General features: G+C 38.4%; 12 protein-coding genes. 11 read left to right on the top strand and 1 reads right to left on the bottom strand.

The genetic code is table 11. The features are described from left to right. Nucleotide 1: 1 nt before the first annotated feature. Complete coding sequence (gene ccmA, locus ACFILL_RS00210; RefSeq protein WP_273790270.1) at nt 2-613, bottom strand: heme ABC exporter ATP-binding protein CcmA; 612 nt, start codon at nt 611-613, stop codon at nt 2-4. Between the two features lie 297 nt (nt 614-910). On the opposite strand from ccmA, the gene acnA reads away from it, so the two are divergent. The 11 genes from acnA (at nt 911) to gpsA (ending at nt 15,517) form a co-directional block, all read left to right on the top strand. Then, a complete protein-coding gene (acnA, locus tag ACFILL_RS00205; protein ID WP_375642984.1) occupies nt 911-3,598 on the top strand; it encodes an aconitate hydratase AcnA in 2,688 nt (895 codons plus the stop codon). Nucleotides 3,599-3,836: 238 nt separating this feature from the next. Then, nucleotides 3,837-4,103 carry a 30S ribosomal protein S20 gene (rpsT, locus tag ACFILL_RS00200; protein WP_273790272.1) on the top strand — a complete coding sequence of 89 codons (267 nt, stop codon included), beginning with the start codon at nt 3,837-3,839 and terminating at the stop codon, nt 4,101-4,103. A gap of 700 nt (nt 4,104-4,803) precedes the next feature. Continuing rightward, the gene (dnaA, locus tag ACFILL_RS00195) at nt 4,804-6,375 is read left to right on the top strand and encodes a chromosomal replication initiator protein DnaA (protein ID WP_273790273.1); all 1,572 of its coding nucleotides are present in this window, start codon (nt 4,804-4,806) and stop codon (nt 6,373-6,375) included. A 186-nt stretch (nt 6,376-6,561) separates the two neighbouring features. Then, nucleotides 6,562-7,683 (top strand): DNA polymerase III subunit beta, encoded by a 1,122-nt coding sequence (gene dnaN, locus ACFILL_RS00190; protein ID WP_375642983.1) that lies wholly within the window; start codon nt 6,562-6,564, stop codon nt 7,681-7,683. A 20-nt stretch (nt 7,684-7,703) separates the two neighbouring features. After that, nucleotides 7,704-8,834, top strand: coding sequence for a DNA replication/repair protein RecF (recF, locus tag ACFILL_RS00185; protein WP_273790275.1), 1,131 nt, complete (start codon nt 7,704-7,706; stop codon nt 8,832-8,834). Nucleotides 8,835-8,888: 54 nt separating this feature from the next. Further along, nucleotides 8,889-9,341, top strand: a complete 453-nt coding sequence (gene aroQ, locus ACFILL_RS00180) for a type II 3-dehydroquinate dehydratase (RefSeq protein ID WP_273790276.1) — start codon at nt 8,889-8,891, stop codon at nt 9,339-9,341. A gap of 130 nt (nt 9,342-9,471) precedes the next feature. Further along, complete coding sequence (gene cyoA, locus ACFILL_RS00175; protein ID WP_273790277.1) at nt 9,472-10,443, top strand: ubiquinol oxidase subunit II; 972 nt, start codon at nt 9,472-9,474, stop codon at nt 10,441-10,443. Nucleotides 10,444-10,519: 76 nt separating this feature from the next. Next, nucleotides 10,520-12,538, top strand: coding sequence for a cytochrome o ubiquinol oxidase subunit I (gene cyoB / locus ACFILL_RS00170; protein WP_273790278.1), 2,019 nt, complete (start codon nt 10,520-10,522; stop codon nt 12,536-12,538). After that, nucleotides 12,535-13,203 carry a cytochrome (ubi)quinol oxidase subunit III gene (locus ACFILL_RS00165; protein WP_375642981.1) on the top strand — a complete coding sequence of 223 codons (669 nt, stop codon included), beginning with the start codon at nt 12,535-12,537 and terminating at the stop codon, nt 13,201-13,203. Before cyoB ends, ACFILL_RS00165 begins: the two co-directional genes overlap by 4 nt. After that, a complete protein-coding gene (gene cyoD / locus ACFILL_RS00160; RefSeq protein ID WP_375642980.1) occupies nt 13,203-14,111 on the top strand; it encodes a cytochrome o ubiquinol oxidase subunit IV in 909 nt (302 codons plus the stop codon). The genes ACFILL_RS00165 and cyoD overlap by 1 nt, the downstream gene beginning before the upstream one ends. 398 nt (nt 14,112-14,509) lie before the next feature. Further along, complete coding sequence (gene gpsA, locus ACFILL_RS00155; protein WP_375630496.1) at nt 14,510-15,517, top strand: NAD(P)H-dependent glycerol-3-phosphate dehydrogenase; 1,008 nt, start codon at nt 14,510-14,512, stop codon at nt 15,515-15,517. The last annotated feature ends 1,746 nt before the right edge of the window (nt 15,518-17,263 follow it).

Below are 17,263 nucleotides of genomic sequence, written 5' to 3'. Positions count from 1 at the left end.
CCTAGAGAGGTAAAAATTTTTCCAGAGCGATTTTATGGTTTTCTGGAATGCCTATGGAATTATGAGTTGCAGCGATAATCATACCACCTTGATTGAGATGACGCTGGAAAATACGAGCAAGGAGTTTTTGAGCATGGTTATCAAGCCCAGATATTGGTTCATCTAAAATCCAAAGAGGACGATAGGAGAGCAAAAGGCGAGCAATAGCTACGCGTCTTTGTTGTCCAGTTGACAGAGCGTTAAAGGGTAAATGTTCAAGGTTAGAAAGACCAATATCGGCAAGAGCTTCATGCGCAAAACGTAAATGTTGACCGTAAAAATCTGCCCAAAATTGCAAATTATCAATGACAGATAAAAGAGGTTTCATAGCATTTTGAGGACCAAGATAATGACAGGCAGTTGCAACAGGGTATATTTGATCATGGTCTTTAAGTATTATATGACCTTCAGCAGCTTCAAGAAGACCGACAATGATTCGGAGTAATGTAGACTTTCCGATACCATTAGGACCGGTGATTGTCATAAGTTGCTGTGAAAATAAACAAAAAGAAAGACCTTTAAACAGAATTTCTTCGTTTCTGTAAGCGGCTAAATCTTTGCCTGATAACACCATGTGATTGCCTATTTTGTTTTTATTTTCATATTCTTTATTGTATTATAGAATAAAAAACACATTTTTTATGCAATTGTACCTAGAATAGTTCTAGAAATAGTTCTATAAAGGATACCTTACATCAATATCTGGTGTAAAATGGTTTCTGGCGCTGATTTCCGCATTTGCCTATGAGAGGGTGGAGGGGAAATGGATAGCGGAGGTAATTGCGTCTGCGCTCAAGCTGCGACCTTGACTCGTAGTTTGTGTTGTTCATTCCTGGAAATTGGGTGGTTATAGTATTGAGGGTGGACAGTCATGACTCAAATTGATAGCTTTAATTGTCGCAGAGTATTAAATGTTGGTGGCAAAGAATATATTTATTATAGTTTGATCGAAGCGGAGAAGAACGGACTTGAAGGTGTTTCTCGTTTACCGTTTTCGATGAAAGTTATTCTCGAAAATTTATTGCGATTTGAAGATGGTCGCACAGTTAAAAAAGAGGATATCCTCAATGTTGCTAAGTGGTTAAACGACAAAGGGAGTGCCGGGGCAGAAATTGCTTACCGTCCTGCGCGTGTTCTTATGCAGGATTTTACAGGTGTTCCAGCAGTTGTTGATCTTTCTGCAATGCGTGATGCTATGGTTAAACTTGGTGGTAACGCTGAAAAAATCAATCCTCTCATTCCCGTTGATCTCATCATTGATCACTCAGTTATTGTTGATGCTTTTGGCACTTCCATGGCTTTTAAGGAAAACGTCGAGCATGAATATGAACGCAATGGTGAACGCTATCGTTTCCTTAAATGGGGGCAGCAAGCCTTTCAAAATTTTCGTGTTGTTCCTCCAGGAACAGGGATTTGTCATCAGGTTAACCTAGAATATTTAGCACAATGTGTATGGATGAAGAATGAAGAGGGGTGTGAGACGATTTATCCTGACACCTGTGTGGGAACTGATTCGCATACGACTATGGTAAATGGTTTAGGGGTTTTAGGTTGGGGTGTTGGTGGTATTGAAGCAGAAGCAGCAATGTTAGGCCAACCTGTTTCTATGTTGTTACCTGAAGTGATTGGTTTTCGTCTAACAGGTAAACTTAAGGAAGGTGTAACAGCCACCGATCTCGTATTGACGGTGACTCAAATGCTACGTCGGAAGGGTGTTGTCGGTAAATTTGTTGAGTTTTTTGGTCCTGGTTTGGAGCATATGACACTTGCTGATCGGGCAACGATTGGAAATATGGCACCTGAATATGGAGCAACGTGTGGTTTTTTCCCAATTGATAAGGAGACAGTGCGTTATCTCAATATGACAGGGCGTGATGAAAATCGGATTGCCTTAGTGGAGGCTTACACCAAAGCACAAGGGATGTGGCATGATGAAATGGTAGCTCATCCCATTTTTAGTGATACAATTGAATTAGATATGGGAACTGTTGTCTCTTCTATGGCTGGTCCTAAACGTCCTGAAGGACGTATTGCATTGGAAAACGTTGGGCAGGGTTTTGAGAAGGCATTGGTCGAAGACTATAAGAAGACTTCTGGACAAGATAAGCGTTATCAGGTCGAGGGTGAAGAATATACGCTTGGTCACGGTGATGTGGTGATCGCTGCGATTACGTCGTGTACGAATACATCGAATCCAAGTGTTCTTATTGCAGCGGGTCTTTTGGCACGAAATGCTGTGGCAAAGGGGCTCAAGAGTAAACCATGGGTAAAAACTTCTCTTGCACCTGGTTCACAAGTCGTTGAAGCTTACCTTCAAAATTCGGGTCTGCAAAAAGATTTAGATGCACTGGGATTTAACTTAGTAGGATTTGGGTGCACAACATGTATTGGGAATTCTGGTCCTTTGCATCCAGCTATTTCCAAAACGATTAATGACAATGGTATAATTGCATCTGCGGTTCTTTCAGGAAATCGTAATTTTGAAGGGCGTGTTTCCCCTGATGTGCAAGCGAATTATTTAGCTTCACCACCGTTAGTTGTTGCACATGCGCTCATCGGGACGGTGTGTAAGGATTTAACCAAGGAGCCTCTTGGTGAAGATTCAAATGGCCAACCCATTTATTTGAGAGATATTTGGCCAACTTCTCAAGAAATACAGGAGTTTATCGAAAAAAATGTCACGCGTAAGGTTTTTGCCGAAAAGTATGCAGATGTTTTTAAGGGAGATGAAAATTGGCAAAAAGTTCAGATTCCTACGGGTTCTACCTATTCTTGGGATGAGCGATCCACCTATGTACGCAATCCACCTTATTTCGATGATATGCAGAAAACACCTGATATCTTACCAGATATTAGAGATGCACGGATTTTAGGTTTATTTGGTGATAAAATCACGACGGATCATATTTCTCCTGCTGGTTCTATTAAAGCAGCTTCTCCTGCCGGAAAATATTTAATGGATCATGGTGTTAAAGTAGCTGATTTTAACCAGTATGGAACGCGTCGTGGGAATCATGAAGTTATGGTGCGTGGGACCTTTGCCAATATTCGCATTCGTAATTTTATGTTAGGGGAAAATGGTCGAGAAGGAGGTTATACGGTTCATTATCCGTCAGCGGTAGAACAAACCATTTACGATGCAGCAATGGCGTATAAACAAGAAGGTATTCCGCTCGTTGTTTTTGCAGGTGTTGAATATGGTAATGGATCATCACGCGATTGGGCTGCCAAGGGGACCAATCTTCTTGGTGTCAAAGCGGTGATTGTGCAATCTTTTGAAAGGATACATCGTTCTAATCTTGTTGGTATGGGCATTGTCCCTTTTGTCTTTGAGGAGGGGCTAAGTTGGAAATCTTTAGGCTTAAAGGGAGATGAAAAGGTGACAATTGAAGGGATTCATAACTTGAAACCTCGTCAAAAGACTGTAGCGAAAATTACTTTTTCTGATGGTACGGTAAAAACCGTTCCATTATTATGCCGTGTTGATACTGAAGATGAGCTAGATTATTTGCATCATGGTGGAATTTTGCAATATGTCTTGCGTAAGTTAGCCGTTTAAATTCTTTTGTTTGTTAAGGAATATCTATTATTAGGCTATAAAGTTGCGGATCAAAGAGTTTGGCTTCGTTTTTTTATGACTATCTTTGAAAATCTAATTGACGTTAGCTTTGGGATTGCGTTATAAACCACACGAGTTATAGGCAGCTTTATAGTTTTGCTTGGGTTGGATTTATTTATATTGGTAGAGTTGTTATTGAGACTCATTTTACCAAGGTGTTGAAAGAGAGATTATATTTATGGCGAATACACCTTCTGCTCGAAAAGCGGTGCGCAAGGTTGCGGCGCGCACACAGGTTAATAAGGCCCGCCGTTCACGCGTTCGTACTTTTATACGTAAGTTTGATGATGCTTTGGCGGGTGGCGATAAGGCATCTGCGGAGATTGCATTTAAGAATTTTGAGCCTGAAATTATGCGTGCAGTTTCTAAAGGGGTTTTTCATAAAAATGCTGCTGCGAGGAAAGTATCGCGTTTAGCTAAACGGTTGAAGGCTCTCAGCGTTTAAACTTTTTCTCCTTTAATTGAGAAAAAAGCCAGTATCCATGAGGATGCTGGCTTTTTGTTTATTTTCAAAAAGTTTCTATTGAAAATAAGAATCGATAATGATTCTCCACTTGAAAAAGGAGAGAAAGTTTATAGAGGGGGGTATGGTTATCCACAAGCTTTGTGGATTTTTACAGAGTCTTTTTTGTCAAGCATTTTATTTTTTTTTTTAAATCTGAAGAGATTCTTTAATTATTGGTAAATTTAGAGAAAAAAAATGAATTGAATCAATATTTTTTTCAGTCCTCATTAATATAAGCATTTTTTTTGGGTTTTTTGATTTTATTTTGACCTCTTGCATTTTACCTCTGCTGTTTTGTATGGTTCTTATGAAGACTAAAAAGCATGAAGGGGTCACATCAGCGTATTATTCTGTACTTTGTTGAATACAAGATGTTTTGATTTAGGCTTTTCTAAACTTTTGTGTTGGAGAGGTTTTCTGACGGTTTTTTAGTTTTCTTAATGGATATGTTTACCATTTTAGAAGGGTGGGTCATATCATGAGTGCAAGTAAATCTTATTGGTCATCTTTGTTAGTGGGGTTGTGATGAGGCTATCCTAGGGGAGGGTGAGTAATCTTATTTGGGGTAGGGCGTTTTGCCTTCGCTAGATTTATTTTAGCTGTTTGGCAGGACAAAATTTTATTTTTATCAGGATGGAAGATGGTGGATAAATTGAACTCTAAAGCTAGTTCCTTTAAAAGGGTTTCGGTAAATATCCTGTCGGCAGAGAACATAATAAAGAATAGGATGACGGAGAGTGATGAGAATGTTTGTAGAAGTGCTCCTATAGGGCATTCTATTGTTTCAGAGGAGGAAAGTGCAGCGGCTTTTATACGTGTTATGGCGCAATTAAAGGTACAGGTTGGTGTTGAGGCTTATACCAGTTGGTTTGGGCGCGTGAAGCTTGCTGAATATAGTCATACTCTTGTAAAGCTTTCTGTTCCTACTGCTTTTTTACGTTCATGGATTAATAATCACTATGGTTCTCTTTTGACTCATTTATGGAAACAAGAGAATTCAGCAATTCTTCGTGTTGAAGTTATTGTTCGTGGTATGGAACGCGTTTCAAGAGATGTCGTTTGTAAAAGAAGTGTTCCTTCTGTTGTACTAGAGGAGCAGGCGACTTCATCTTTTGTTGAAAGTTGCGCAGAGCATTCAGTTAAGAGTTCTCAAACGGGAGTTTTTGGATCTCCACTTGATTCTCGTTATACTTTTGAAAGTTTTGTTGAGGGGGCTTCTAATCGTGTTGCTTTAGCCGCTGCGCGTTCTATTGCGGAGGGGCATAAAAGTGCTTTACGTTTTAATCCTCTTTTTATTCACGCATCTGTTGGCTTAGGAAAAACACATTTGCTTCAAGCGATTGCTGCTTCTGCATTGAAGCGTTTAACGTCTGCGCGCGTTATTTATTTAACTGCTGAATATTTTATGTGGCGTTTTGCAACAGCTATTCGTGATAATGATGCTCTTTCTTTTAAAGAACAGCTTCGTGATATCGACCTTTTAATTATTGATGATATGCAGTTTTTACAGGGTAAGTCGATACAACACGAGTTTTGCCATTTGCTTAATATGTTGCTTGATAGTGCAAAACAGGTTGTTGTCGCTGCAGATCGTCCACCAGCAGAATTAGAATCGCTTGATCTTCGCGTTCGCTCTCGTCTTCAGGGAGGGGTGGCCCTTGAAATTGAAGCACCAGATTATGAAATGCGTTTGCAAATGTTGCGCCAGCGGTTGAAGGTGGCACAACAAGATGATGGCATGGTATCAATTTCTGATGATATCTTGGAATATATTGCGAAAACGGTTTTAGGGTCGGGGCGTGATATTGAAGGTGCATTTAATCAGCTCTTGTTTCGTCAATCTTTTGAGTCTGATTTATCTTTAGAGCGGATTGATGAGTTATTAGGTCACTTGACACGTCCTGGTGAACCTAAGCGTATTCGGATTGAAGAAATTCAGCGTACGGTAGCACGCCATTATAATGTTTCTAAACAGGACTTGTTATCTAATCGTCGAACACGTACGGTTGTGAAGCCACGGCAAGTTGCAATGTATTTAGCAAAAGTATTAACTCCTCGCTCGTTGCCAGAAATTGGGCGCCGTTTTGGTGGGCGTGATCATACAACAGTTTTACACGCTGTGCGTAAAATTGAAGATTTGGTTTGTGGTGATCAGACCTTGGCTAAGGAACTTGAATTGCTTAAGCGGTTGATTGGAGAACAGGCTGTATAGTGTTTATCGTTTCTTTCCTTGGAGAGACTTTAAAGAATTTAATGAAAAGATTTATTTTTTCTTATGCAGGAGTGACTTGCCATTTTAAGAGAGGTTTAATAAACTCTAGCAGGCGATTCTTAAAGAGGGTCTATTCTTTAAGTCTAAAGAATTCTTATAGTTTTTAGTAAATCATACGGGGCTTTTATGCGTATTACAGTTGATCGCAGTCAATTTCTCAAGTCTCTTGGTCGGGTTCACCGTGTGGTAGAGCGCCGTAATACTGTTCCTATTTTATCGAATGTGTTGATTGATGCAGAAAATGGCCGTGTACAGTTAAAAGCAACAGACCTTGATTTAGAGGTTATGGAATCTTTTGCAGTTAATGTTAAACAAGCTGGAGCAACAACTGTTCCAGCACATTTGCTTTATGATATCATTCGAAAACTTCCTGATAGCAATGAAGTTGTATTATCCGTCGATGAGAATCAAGCAGGTACAATGTCTGTGGTTTCGGGTTGTGCACATTTTCAGCTTCAATGTCTTCCGAAGTCAGACTTTCCAGAGTCGCTTCCTGGGCAGTTTGGTTATCGTTTTTCTTTATCGGCATCAGGCTTAAAACATTTACTTGATTGTACACAATTTGCTATTTCTACTGAAGAAACCCGTTATTATCTTAATGGTATTTATTTCCATATTATTAATGATGATGTTTTGAAATTGCGTTTGGTTGCAACTGATGGTCATCGTTTGGCACAAGTTGAGATGGAAGCTCCTTCGGGAGTTGAGGGAATGCCTAGTGTTATTGTTCCCCGTAAAGCTGTAGGAGAATTGCAAAAACTTCTTTCAGAAGAAAATGATAGTGATGTGTGTATAGAGCTTTCAGAGACAAAAATTCGTTTTTCTATAGGCTCTGTGATTTTTACATCAAAATTAATTGATGGAACATTTCCGGATTATCAACGTGTTATCCCTCTTGGAAATGATAAAGAATTAATTGTTAATAGGCAGGACTTTTCTTCTGCCGTTGATCGTGTTTCAACGATTTCAAGTGATCGGGGGCGTGCAGTTAAATTAACGATTGAGCATGGACAGTTAAGGCTTGTTGTTAATAGCCCAGATTCGGGCAGTGCAGAAGATCAATTATCAGTAACTTATGCATCTGAACCGCTTGAGATAGGGTTTAATTCACGTTATCTTTTGGATATTGCTGGGCAGCTTTCAAGCGATGAGATGGTTTTTATGTTGGCTGAGGCTGGAGCACCCGCTCTGATTCGTGATAATGATGATGTGGATGTGCTCTATGTACTGATGCCTATTCGCGTTTAGGGGCGGTTGTTTTGCAATGTATGGCCAGTCATGTGCACAAAGTGGCAGTGAGGCAGCTGAAGCTTTTACGTTATCGCAATTATTCTTTTTTCAATATTCATTTTTCTGGTCAGCATGTGGTTTTTACTGGCCATAATGGTGCTGGTAAGACGAATCTTTTAGAGGCGTTATCTTTTCTTTCTCCTGGCCGTGGTTTGCGGCGCGCTGTTTATTCTGACGTTAGCTTTGTAGATGGTGGTGGAGGATTTGTTGTATTTGCGCGTCTTGAATGCGCTCTTTATGGTGAAGTAAAGATTGGTACAGCTTTCGAGGTTAGCGATAACAGTCGAAAGGTCCATATTAATGGTGTGAATGAGTCGAGTGATTGCCTAACAGATTATTGTCATATTAGTGTCCTAACACCGTCTATGGATGGTCTTTTTACAGGTCCTTCACTTGAGCGCCGTAGTTTTTTGGATCGTATGGTTTTGGCGATTGATCCCTTGCATAGGCGCCGCATAGCCGATTATGATAGAGCTATGCGCGCACGTAATCGTTTGTTTTTAGATGGAAATGAAGATTGTGCTTGGTTTGATGCTTTAGAAAAGCAGATGGCAGAACTGGCGACAGCTATTTCTGCGGCGCGTGTTGATGTTATTCGTCTTTTAAATGACATGTTTACACAAATGCCATCACAGATACCTTTTCCACGAGCTTTTTTGCAAATTGATGGTTTTTTGGAAACAGCTCTTAGTGAAATATCAGCAACTGAAGTTGAAGAACAATTTTGTGATCGATTACGGCATAATCGCGCAATGGATCGTGCTGCTGGTCGGACGTTAGAAGGACCACATCGTGCAGATTTGCAGGTTTTTTATGCTGATAAAAATAGAGCAGCAACATCTTGTTCAACAGGTGAACAAAAAGCGCTGCTGACAGGTTTAGTTTTGTGTCATGCACGTCTAACAGGTATGATATCGGAAAGATCTCCCATTCTTCTTCTTGATGAAATGGCTGCCCATCTTGATTCGCATCGACGTGCTGCTCTATTTGATATTCTTGATGATTTAGCTGTACAAACATTTATGACAGGAACAGATCGTCTTTTATTCGATGACTTAAAAGGACGCGCAGAATTCTTTGAGATTAAGGATGGAGCTTTATTGCCATAAAAACATGCTAAATATTTTTTTAATAAGTGATAGGTCTGAAAGAAAAGGCTTGCTATGTCAGAGATAATAACAATTTTAAATGGTCCTAATTTAAATTTTCTAGGTCAACGTGAGCCAGAAATTTATGGAATTGAAACTCTAGAAGATATTGAAAAAAGATGCAGAGAATGGGCAAAAAAAAATGATATTATAATAAATTTTTATCAAAGTAACTGTGAAGGGCAATTAGTAGCATGGATACAAGAAGCAATAGAGGCAAGTTCTGGATTGATCATTAATCCAGCGGCTTACAGTCATACATCTGTTGCACTTCTTGATGCCCTAAAAATGTTTTCAGGGCCGAAAGTAGAAGTTCATTTATCTCATATTTATCAGCGTGAAGCTTTTCGTCACCATTCTTATACATCTGCAGGTGTAGACGCTGTCATAACTGGGTGTGGAGGTGATGGATATTGGTTTGCACTTGAGTATATTGCAAAACAATTAAGCAAAACAATTAAATTGTGATAGATAAAGAGTAGGCGTTTAATAAGAGTAATATAGGCATTGAATTCTCTTGATAATTATTTTCAAATCTGTACAATGTGAGGTATATATTTATGACAATTTTTAGTGCGTATGACGGGGGTAAATAAAGGTGAAAAGCTTTGTTAGACAATTAGAAATGCTTGTGATTTTAGGGGGAGCACTGCTTTTGTCTGGTTGTAAAATTGATGTTATACAGCCATCAGGTTATGTTGCACGTCAACAGCTCATTTTGATCGTTGTTTGTGTGGTGGTGATGCTTTGTATTGTCATCCCAGTTATGGTGAGTGTGGTATTTTTAGCTATAAAATATCGTGCATCGAATATGAAAGCGGACTATTCTCCTGATTGGGCGCATTCAAATAAAATTGAAGCATTGATGTGGGGTATTCCAGTTGTAATTGTAATGGTTTTAGGTTCATTAACAGCTTATTATACCTATAAGCTTGAACCTACAAATCCTCTTCCAGTGGAAGTTGTGGGTGAAGGAAAGCCATTACAGATTGATGCTGTTGCTCTTGATTGGAAATGGCTTTTTATTTATCCTGAATATGGTGTTGCATCGATTAATGAGATTTATGCGCCTGAAGGACGTCAAGTTTTATTGCAATTAACGTCAGAGAATTCTGTCAATGCTTTTTGGGTTCCCAAATTGGGTACAGTTCTTTACGCTATGCCGCAGATGAATGCTAAGTTGCATTTGGTCGCTGAAGAGCAAGGAGTATTCAAAGGAGCCTCAGCAAATTACAGTGGTGATGGTTTTTCGAGTATGCGGTTTAAGTGGCATTCTGTGTCTTTGCAGGATTTTGAGGATTGGATTGTAAAAGCTCGGGCTAATGGTCGAGTACTTGATCGTGCATCTTATCGTCAACTTTCTATTGCGCCTCGTATGGGTGATATTGCTGCGAAGGAAAAAGATGCTGAAGTTCGTTATTTTGCACCTGTTGAGAAGCGGCTTTATTATCGTGTTGTTAATCGATGTGTCGATGAAAAGACGGTATGTAATGAAGATTTAATGAAACGTGCTGCTGCTCAGACGCTGTGGGGTGCACTATGTTCAGTATTTGATCCTGATGTTATTTAACAGAGTCAATAAAGTAAAGAGCCCTTTTAACAAAGGTTTCTTTTAAACTTGAATTTCATTTGAAATGGGTTGAGAAATGTTTGGAAGACTTACAGATCCTACGGCAGGTGCTTTTCATGCGCTTGCACATGAACCGATCGTTTTGTATACATGTATTGCGATTGTTTTGGTTGGTTTAATTGCTGTTATTGCTTTAACAGCACTTGGGTGGTGGGGGATTCTATGGCGAAATTGGATTACAACGGTTGACCATAAACGCATAGGTATTATGTACATCGTTCTTGGAATTATTATGCTTGTTCGCGGTTTTGCGGACGCACTTATGATGCGAACGCATCAAGCTTTAGCTCTTGGGAGTGAAACAGCTGGTTATTTGCCCCCTGAGCATTTTGATCAAATTTTTTCGGCGCATGGTACGATCATGATTTTTTTCATGGCCACGCCTATTTTATTTGGTCTTTTTAATTATCTTATACCGCTTCAAATTGGTGCGCGTGATGTTGCTTTTCCCTTTGCAAATAATCTAGGTTTTTGGATTACGGCTGCGGGGGCAATATTAATTAACATATCCCTAGGTGTTGGTAATTTTGGTCGTGGTGGTTGGCTGATGTACCCACCTTTTACAGAATTGCAAACGAGTCCAGATACAGGGGTAGATTATTATTTATGGTCACTTCAGCTTTCTGGTATTGCAACAACAATGGGATCAGTAAATTTTATTGCAACGATGATTAAAATGCGTGCTCCTGGAATGACAATGATGAGAATGCCTATTTTCTGTTGGAGTGCTTTTGTCAGCAATGTTCTTATTTTAGTTATTTACCCTGTCTTGGCTGTAGCATTTGCACTCTTGGCATGCGATCGTTATTTGGGCATGAATTTCTTTTCTAATGTTGGTGGCGGAAATCCGATGGTATGGATTAACTATGTTTGGGTTTTTGGTCATCCTGAGGTTTATGTTTTGGTTGTTCCTGCTTTTGGAATTGTTTCTGAAGTTGTGTCAACTTTTTCTTCAAAGCGCCTCTTTGGTTATACTTCGATGGTATGGGCCATGTTGGTTATTTTGATTCTTTCGCTTCTTGTTTGGGGACATCATTTTTTCACAATGGGTGGCGGTGAAGCTGTAAATACTTTCTTTGGTATTGCGACAATGATCATCGCAGTTCCAACAGGTGTAAAAGTCTTTAATTGGCTGCTTACGATGTATAAAGGTCGAATTCGCTTTGAGCCTCCAATGCTTTGGTGCATGGGCATGATCTTTACATTTGTTGGTGGTGGATTAACCGGTGTTTTATTATCTATTGTCCCTGCTGATTGGCAGTTTCATAATTCGCTCTTTTTGATAGCACATTTCCATCATACAATTATTGGAGGTGTGGTTTTTGCGTACTTAGCGGGGATTGCATTTTGGTTTCCAAAAGTTTTTGGTTATAAACCAAATCGCATACTAGGTATTGCATCTTTTTGGTGTTGGTTTATTGGTTTTTACCTTGCCTTTTTCCCCGTTTATGCGCTTGGTTTAATGGGGGCGACGCGTCGTCTTCAGCATTACATGGAACCTAGTTGGCAGCCGATGTTTATTATTGCTGCATTAGGTGCTTGTATTATCTTACTTGGTATTCTTTGTTTTGTGTTACAGGTTGTTTTGGCGATTTGGTACGGTATTAAGCATAAAGGTCACTTACCGGTAACATTAAATGATTCTTGGGGTGATGCACGTACACTTGAATGGTTTACCTCTTCACCGCCTCCTTCCTATAATTTTGCCCTCCTTCCAAAGATACAGTCTGATGACGCTTATTGGAATATGAAGAAAAGTGGTTATCAACGGCCGACAAGTGGATTTACAAAAATTCATATGCCATCAAATACATCTGCTGGAATTATTGCGGGATTCTTCTCATTAGTTGTTGGTTTTGCACTTGTTTGGCATATTTGGTGGCTTGTTGCGGTTGGACTGGTTGGTTTTATTGCAACGCTTGTGTGTCATTCATTAACAGGTGATCATCATGGTTACTATATTCCAGCTGAAGAAGTGCAAAAAACTGAAGATGCCTTTACGGCTGTTCTTAAAGAACAAGGAGTGACAGTATGAGTGCTGTAACAATGAATAACGCGAGTACTATAGATGAACTTCACCACGATAGTAGCTCGGTAATGACGTTTGGTTTTTGGGTCTATATTCTTTCAGACTTAATCCTGTTTTCGACATTGTTTTCAAGTTTTGCTGTATTTTCTGCTTCTTATGGCGGTGGTAAAGCGGGTAATGAGTTTATAGATTTAAAGTTTGTTTTGGTTGAGACTGCTTTCTTGTTGTTTTCATCCGTCACTTATGGCTTTGTAATGGTACAAGCACATAAAAATAACATCAGTGGTGTGCGTTTATGGATGGCTATTACCTTTGTATTGGGGTGTTGCTTCATTGGTATGGAACTTTACGAATTTCATGAACTTTTGAGTGAGGTTTTTTATTACGATCCAAATGCTTATGCGGGTATTGATCCTGCAACAGGTTTACAGCTTTTTGGACGGGAAATTCTCTCTGCTTATTGGTCAGCATTTTTTGCTTTGGTTGGCACCCATGGACTTCATGTAAGTGTTGGTCTTCTTTGGATGGTTGTGATGTTTTTTCATCTTCGTCGTAATGGTTTGGATCAGAACAATAAAACACGTTTAGCATGCCTTTCCATTTTTTGGCATTTACTTGATATTGTATGGATTGGTGTTTTCACCATGGTTTATCTATTAGGAGCGTTGTGATGAGCGTGCAAAATGAAACACATGGTCCCAGTACTGGTTCCTATTTGGTTGGTTTTATTCTGGCTGTATTTTTCACTTTGGGTTCTTTTGTTCCTGTGATGTATGGAATGATGGAAAGTTGGGCAGTTAGTACAAAGGTTGCGTATCTTATTGGGATGGCGATTATTCAGATTATAGTACAAATTGTTTTCTTTTTGCACTTGAATTCTGGTCCAGACGCCAAGTGGAATTTAAGCGCGTTATGGTTTGCTGTTATTTGCGTTTTTGTTATTATTGGGGGAACTTGGTGGGCTATTTCTCATTTAAATTATAATATGATGGGTGGTTCAGGACGTGTTATTGAACCGGAAATATCAAGTAGAGATGATTCTTCAGTGTCTGAGCAGTTATCAAGCAAAGATATATCCGTAAGAAAACAGCCAGAAAAGATACAGGGTTCAGAAATGCCCATTGGGCAGGATCTAAGTACGCAAACTCCTGTAGATCAAGAAGCTAGTTCAGAAATGCCCATGGGGCAGGGTCTAAGTACGCAAACTCCTGTAGATCAAGCACCTGGTTCAGAAGTACCCATGGGGCAGGATCTAAGTACACAAACTCCTGTAGATCAAGCACCTGGTTCAGAAATACCCATGGGGCAGGGTCTAAGTACGCAAACTCCTGTAGATCAAGCACCTGGTTCAGAAATACCCATGGGGCAGGGTCTAAGTACGCAAACTCCTGTAGATCAAGCACCTGGTTCAGAAGTACCCATGGGGCAAGGTCTAAGTACACAAACTCCTGTAGATCAAGCGCCTGGTTCAGAAATACCCATGGGGCAAGGTCTAAGTACGCAAACTCCTGTAGATCAAGCGCCTGGTTCAGAAATACCCATGGATCAAGATCCAAATACACAGTTTCCTGTGGAGTAGTTGTTAGAAATATCTATGGAGCTGATGCGGCATGTATCAGCTCGTAGAAGAAATTCGTAGGATATAAAGAAGGGAAGAAATACAAGATATCAGTGGATATGAGTATCATTATTTTGAATATACTTTTAATTTAAAAGAGAAAGTCCGTGGGGTATTTAGTCAAGCTTTAATTTTTGAGACAAATAGCTATTTGTAGAATATACAAAAAGTGATGTTTGTAAAATTTACTACAAAGAAAGAGAATGTGAGAAACAAGTTTTTATGTTGTGTGAGATAAAAAAACACGAAGCAGTAATGTTTTTAGATTTACAGAATTTATATTAAAGATAGCATTAAAGTTATTTGTAATAATAATATGCAATTGAAATCAAAAATTTAGAGAATAATCAGAAAACTTAATGAAAACCGTTGCAATGACAGTTATTGGTGCTGGTTCTTTTGGTACTGCATTAGCGATAGCTCTTGCCCGTAATGGTCATAATGTTTTACTTTGGGGATATAGTCCTCAACATATCAAAGAATTACAGGAACAACGTTGTAATCAAGTATATTTACCCGATATTCGATTTCCTGACAATTTATTACTTGAAGCTTCGCTTGAAACTGCAATAACGGCGAGTCACAATATATTAATCGCAGTTCCAAGCCATGTATTTCATCAAGTTTTGTGTAATATTCAGCCTTATTTAGATCAGCATTCACGTGTTATTTGGGCTACAAAAGGTTTAGAACATGGTACTGGACGTTTTTTACAAGAGGTTGCTCGTGAGATTTTAGGTGAAAAAATTCCTTTAGCTGTTTTTTCTGGACCAACTTTTGCTCAAGAACTAGCTATTGGTTGGCCTACTGCAATGACGATAGCAGCTTCTGATGTTGAGTTTGGTAAAGAATTGCAGCAACTTTTTTATTGTGACAAAAGTTTTAGAGTTTATAAAAGTTCAGATATGATTGGTGTTCAATTAGGGGGAGCAGTCAAAAATGTTATTGCTATTGGTGCAGGAATATCAGATGGCATAGGTTTTGGGGCAAATGCACGAATAGCTCTTATCACACGAGGACTAGCTGAAATCAGTCGTTTAGGGGGGGCTATGGGTGCTGAGCTTTCCACATTTATGGGAATGACAGGCTTAGGTGATCTGGTTTTGACATGTACTGATAATCAGTCACGTAATCGTCGTTTTGGAATACTTCTTGGTAAAGGAATAGATATAAAAGAAGCGGAAAAACAAATTGGTCAGGTTGTGGAAGGATACTTAAATACCAAGGAAGTACATACGTTGGCGCAGCGTATTGGGGTAGAAATGCCCATTGTAGAACAAATTTATCAAATTCTCTATTGTGGTAAAAACATAACTGAAGCGGCAAATACATTACTAAGCCGCGCCCTCAAGGACGAAATACAATGATATCCTGTTTTTTAATAATTCAAATCGTAAAAAATAGAAACATGCTATGATAGACATATAAAATAGATTTTATTGATGGTTGTATAAGGTAGTCATATTCCAGCAAATTATAGATTCATATCATTCGATTCTTTATGAAACATGGCTGAAATATAAAAGTTTTTGCTTTTATCTAAGAGCTATCTCTTTGAAGATAAATTATCGTTTCCACTTACACATGTTTATGTAATGTAATGAACAAGATATTTTTATTGTCTCTTAAATTCATCTCACAATGATGTTTGCAAACAGAATAATACAAGACTCATTAGGTAGAAGCATCTTATTTATGTAACGTATAAGTTAAGAATATCGGGGCAGGGATATTATGTATCTCTGTTTTTGTAATTCTTTAAAACAAGAAGACAATCTGTTTTGGGAAGAAGATGAAATTTTAAAGATGAAAACCAGTTCCCATTTCTACAATCATTTTTAAATTCAGTTTTACGCTATCTAAAGCAATATCTTTTAAATAATGGAGATTATCTCACACCTTTATTTTCTCATTTTTTAATGAAAGCATTTCTCTGATGTGTCAGGTAAAATAGAACGCCCAAAAAAACACGATAGCTGTTGTATATTCACGCGCTTGTTTTAAAGAGACCTCTCTTAAAACTTCCAAGTCCACTTCGCGACGGTAACCGTGAATAGTGTAACGATAAAGCCATTGTGCACATCCCCATCTTTACGTTTATGAAGGAGGAAGCCGAGCATCATTACACCCCCCAATGTTGAGACAGCTCTAAGCACTTGAAGCTGTTCAGTAGAAATATTTAAGTCTTTTATTTTCTCACATGTCAATTCTGTTTTTTATATGCAAGAAATGATTTTTGGAATTATAACTTTGAAAGTCTAAGGTTGAAAAAAATATTATTGTACTTGTTTGTGGCTGTCATTTACACTGAAAAATAATGTGATTATAAAGATAAAAAATTGATTTATATAAATAATTCATTTTATTTTTGTATTGAGTTAATTAAAAATATGTGTTTGCTTGTCACAAGCGGGTTAGTATGTGGATAAAAATTATTAAAGATACTTCTAATGAATCATCTCAAGTGTCAAGGGTTGTTTCAATATTAGAACATGGCAAGTAAAATGACGGTGTCGGTTTGTCATCTGTATAAACATTAAAATGGTGGTAAAAAAAGGATTTTATGTACTTCACAGGGATTTTTTATACGTTCTACAGGTACCATTGTGAAATGGAATGGCGTGCATTGAGAGATATCTTTAAAAAATGCATGAAGGAGAAACAGCTATAGTGTTTTTGGGTGTTCTATTTTACTTGACACATCAGAGAAATGCTTTCATTAAAGAACAAGAAAAATAAAGGTGTGAGGTAAAGCGTAACCTCCATTATTAAAAAAACATTGATGTACATGCTTTTAAAATCGTAAAGCCTCATTAAAGAATAATAGTAAGATTAATGATTGATTTCTTTACGCCTTCATATTCGTCCTAAATTAGATTGTATTTGCGTTTCAAGAATAAATCAAACGGTAGGAATATTTTTTTCAATTTGCTACACAAAAGCTGAAACTAAGGATTTTAATAATTCTCTAATCTCTGTTTCAAACTACGGTAGCATGAGGGCTGGATATTGATTTATAAGCAACGACAAAAGCGTATGCTTTAGTAAGGTAAATAACGTCATAAAATACACACTTTATCAACCATGGATTGAAGAAATACTCCGGCTTTTTA

It is taken from the genome of Bartonella sp. AP20NXHL, assembly GCF_042196165.1.
GTDB lineage: Bacteria > Pseudomonadota > Alphaproteobacteria > Rhizobiales > Rhizobiaceae > Bartonella.
This window is presented reverse-complemented; position numbering and strand designations above follow the sequence as displayed.

Bases quoted from the DNA above. Each gene is read 5' to 3' on its own strand.
- acnA (WP_375642984.1), top strand. From the start codon at position 911: ATGACTCAAATTGATAGCTTTAATTGTCGCAGAGTATTAAATGTTGGT.
- cyoD (WP_375642980.1), top strand. From the start codon at position 13,203: ATGAGCGTGCAAAATGAAACACATGGTCCCAGTACTGGTTCCTATTTG.
- ccmA (WP_273790270.1), bottom strand. From the start codon at position 613: ATGGTGTTATCAGGCAAAGATTTAGCCGCTTACAGAAACGAAGAAATT.
- dnaA (WP_273790273.1), top strand. From the start codon at position 4,804: ATGGTGGATAAATTGAACTCTAAAGCTAGTTCCTTTAAAAGGGTTTCG.
- aroQ (WP_273790276.1), top strand. From the start codon at position 8,889: ATGTCAGAGATAATAACAATTTTAAATGGTCCTAATTTAAATTTTCTA.
- ACFILL_RS00165 (WP_375642981.1), top strand. From the start codon at position 12,535: ATGAGTGCTGTAACAATGAATAACGCGAGTACTATAGATGAACTTCAC.
- cyoB (WP_273790278.1), top strand. From the start codon at position 10,520: ATGTTTGGAAGACTTACAGATCCTACGGCAGGTGCTTTTCATGCGCTT.
- dnaN (WP_375642983.1), top strand. From the start codon at position 6,562: ATGCGTATTACAGTTGATCGCAGTCAATTTCTCAAGTCTCTTGGTCGG.
- recF (WP_273790275.1), top strand. From the start codon at position 7,704: ATGGCCAGTCATGTGCACAAAGTGGCAGTGAGGCAGCTGAAGCTTTTA.
- rpsT (WP_273790272.1), top strand. From the start codon at position 3,837: ATGGCGAATACACCTTCTGCTCGAAAAGCGGTGCGCAAGGTTGCGGCG.
- gpsA (WP_375630496.1), top strand. From the start codon at position 14,510: ATGAAAACCGTTGCAATGACAGTTATTGGTGCTGGTTCTTTTGGTACT.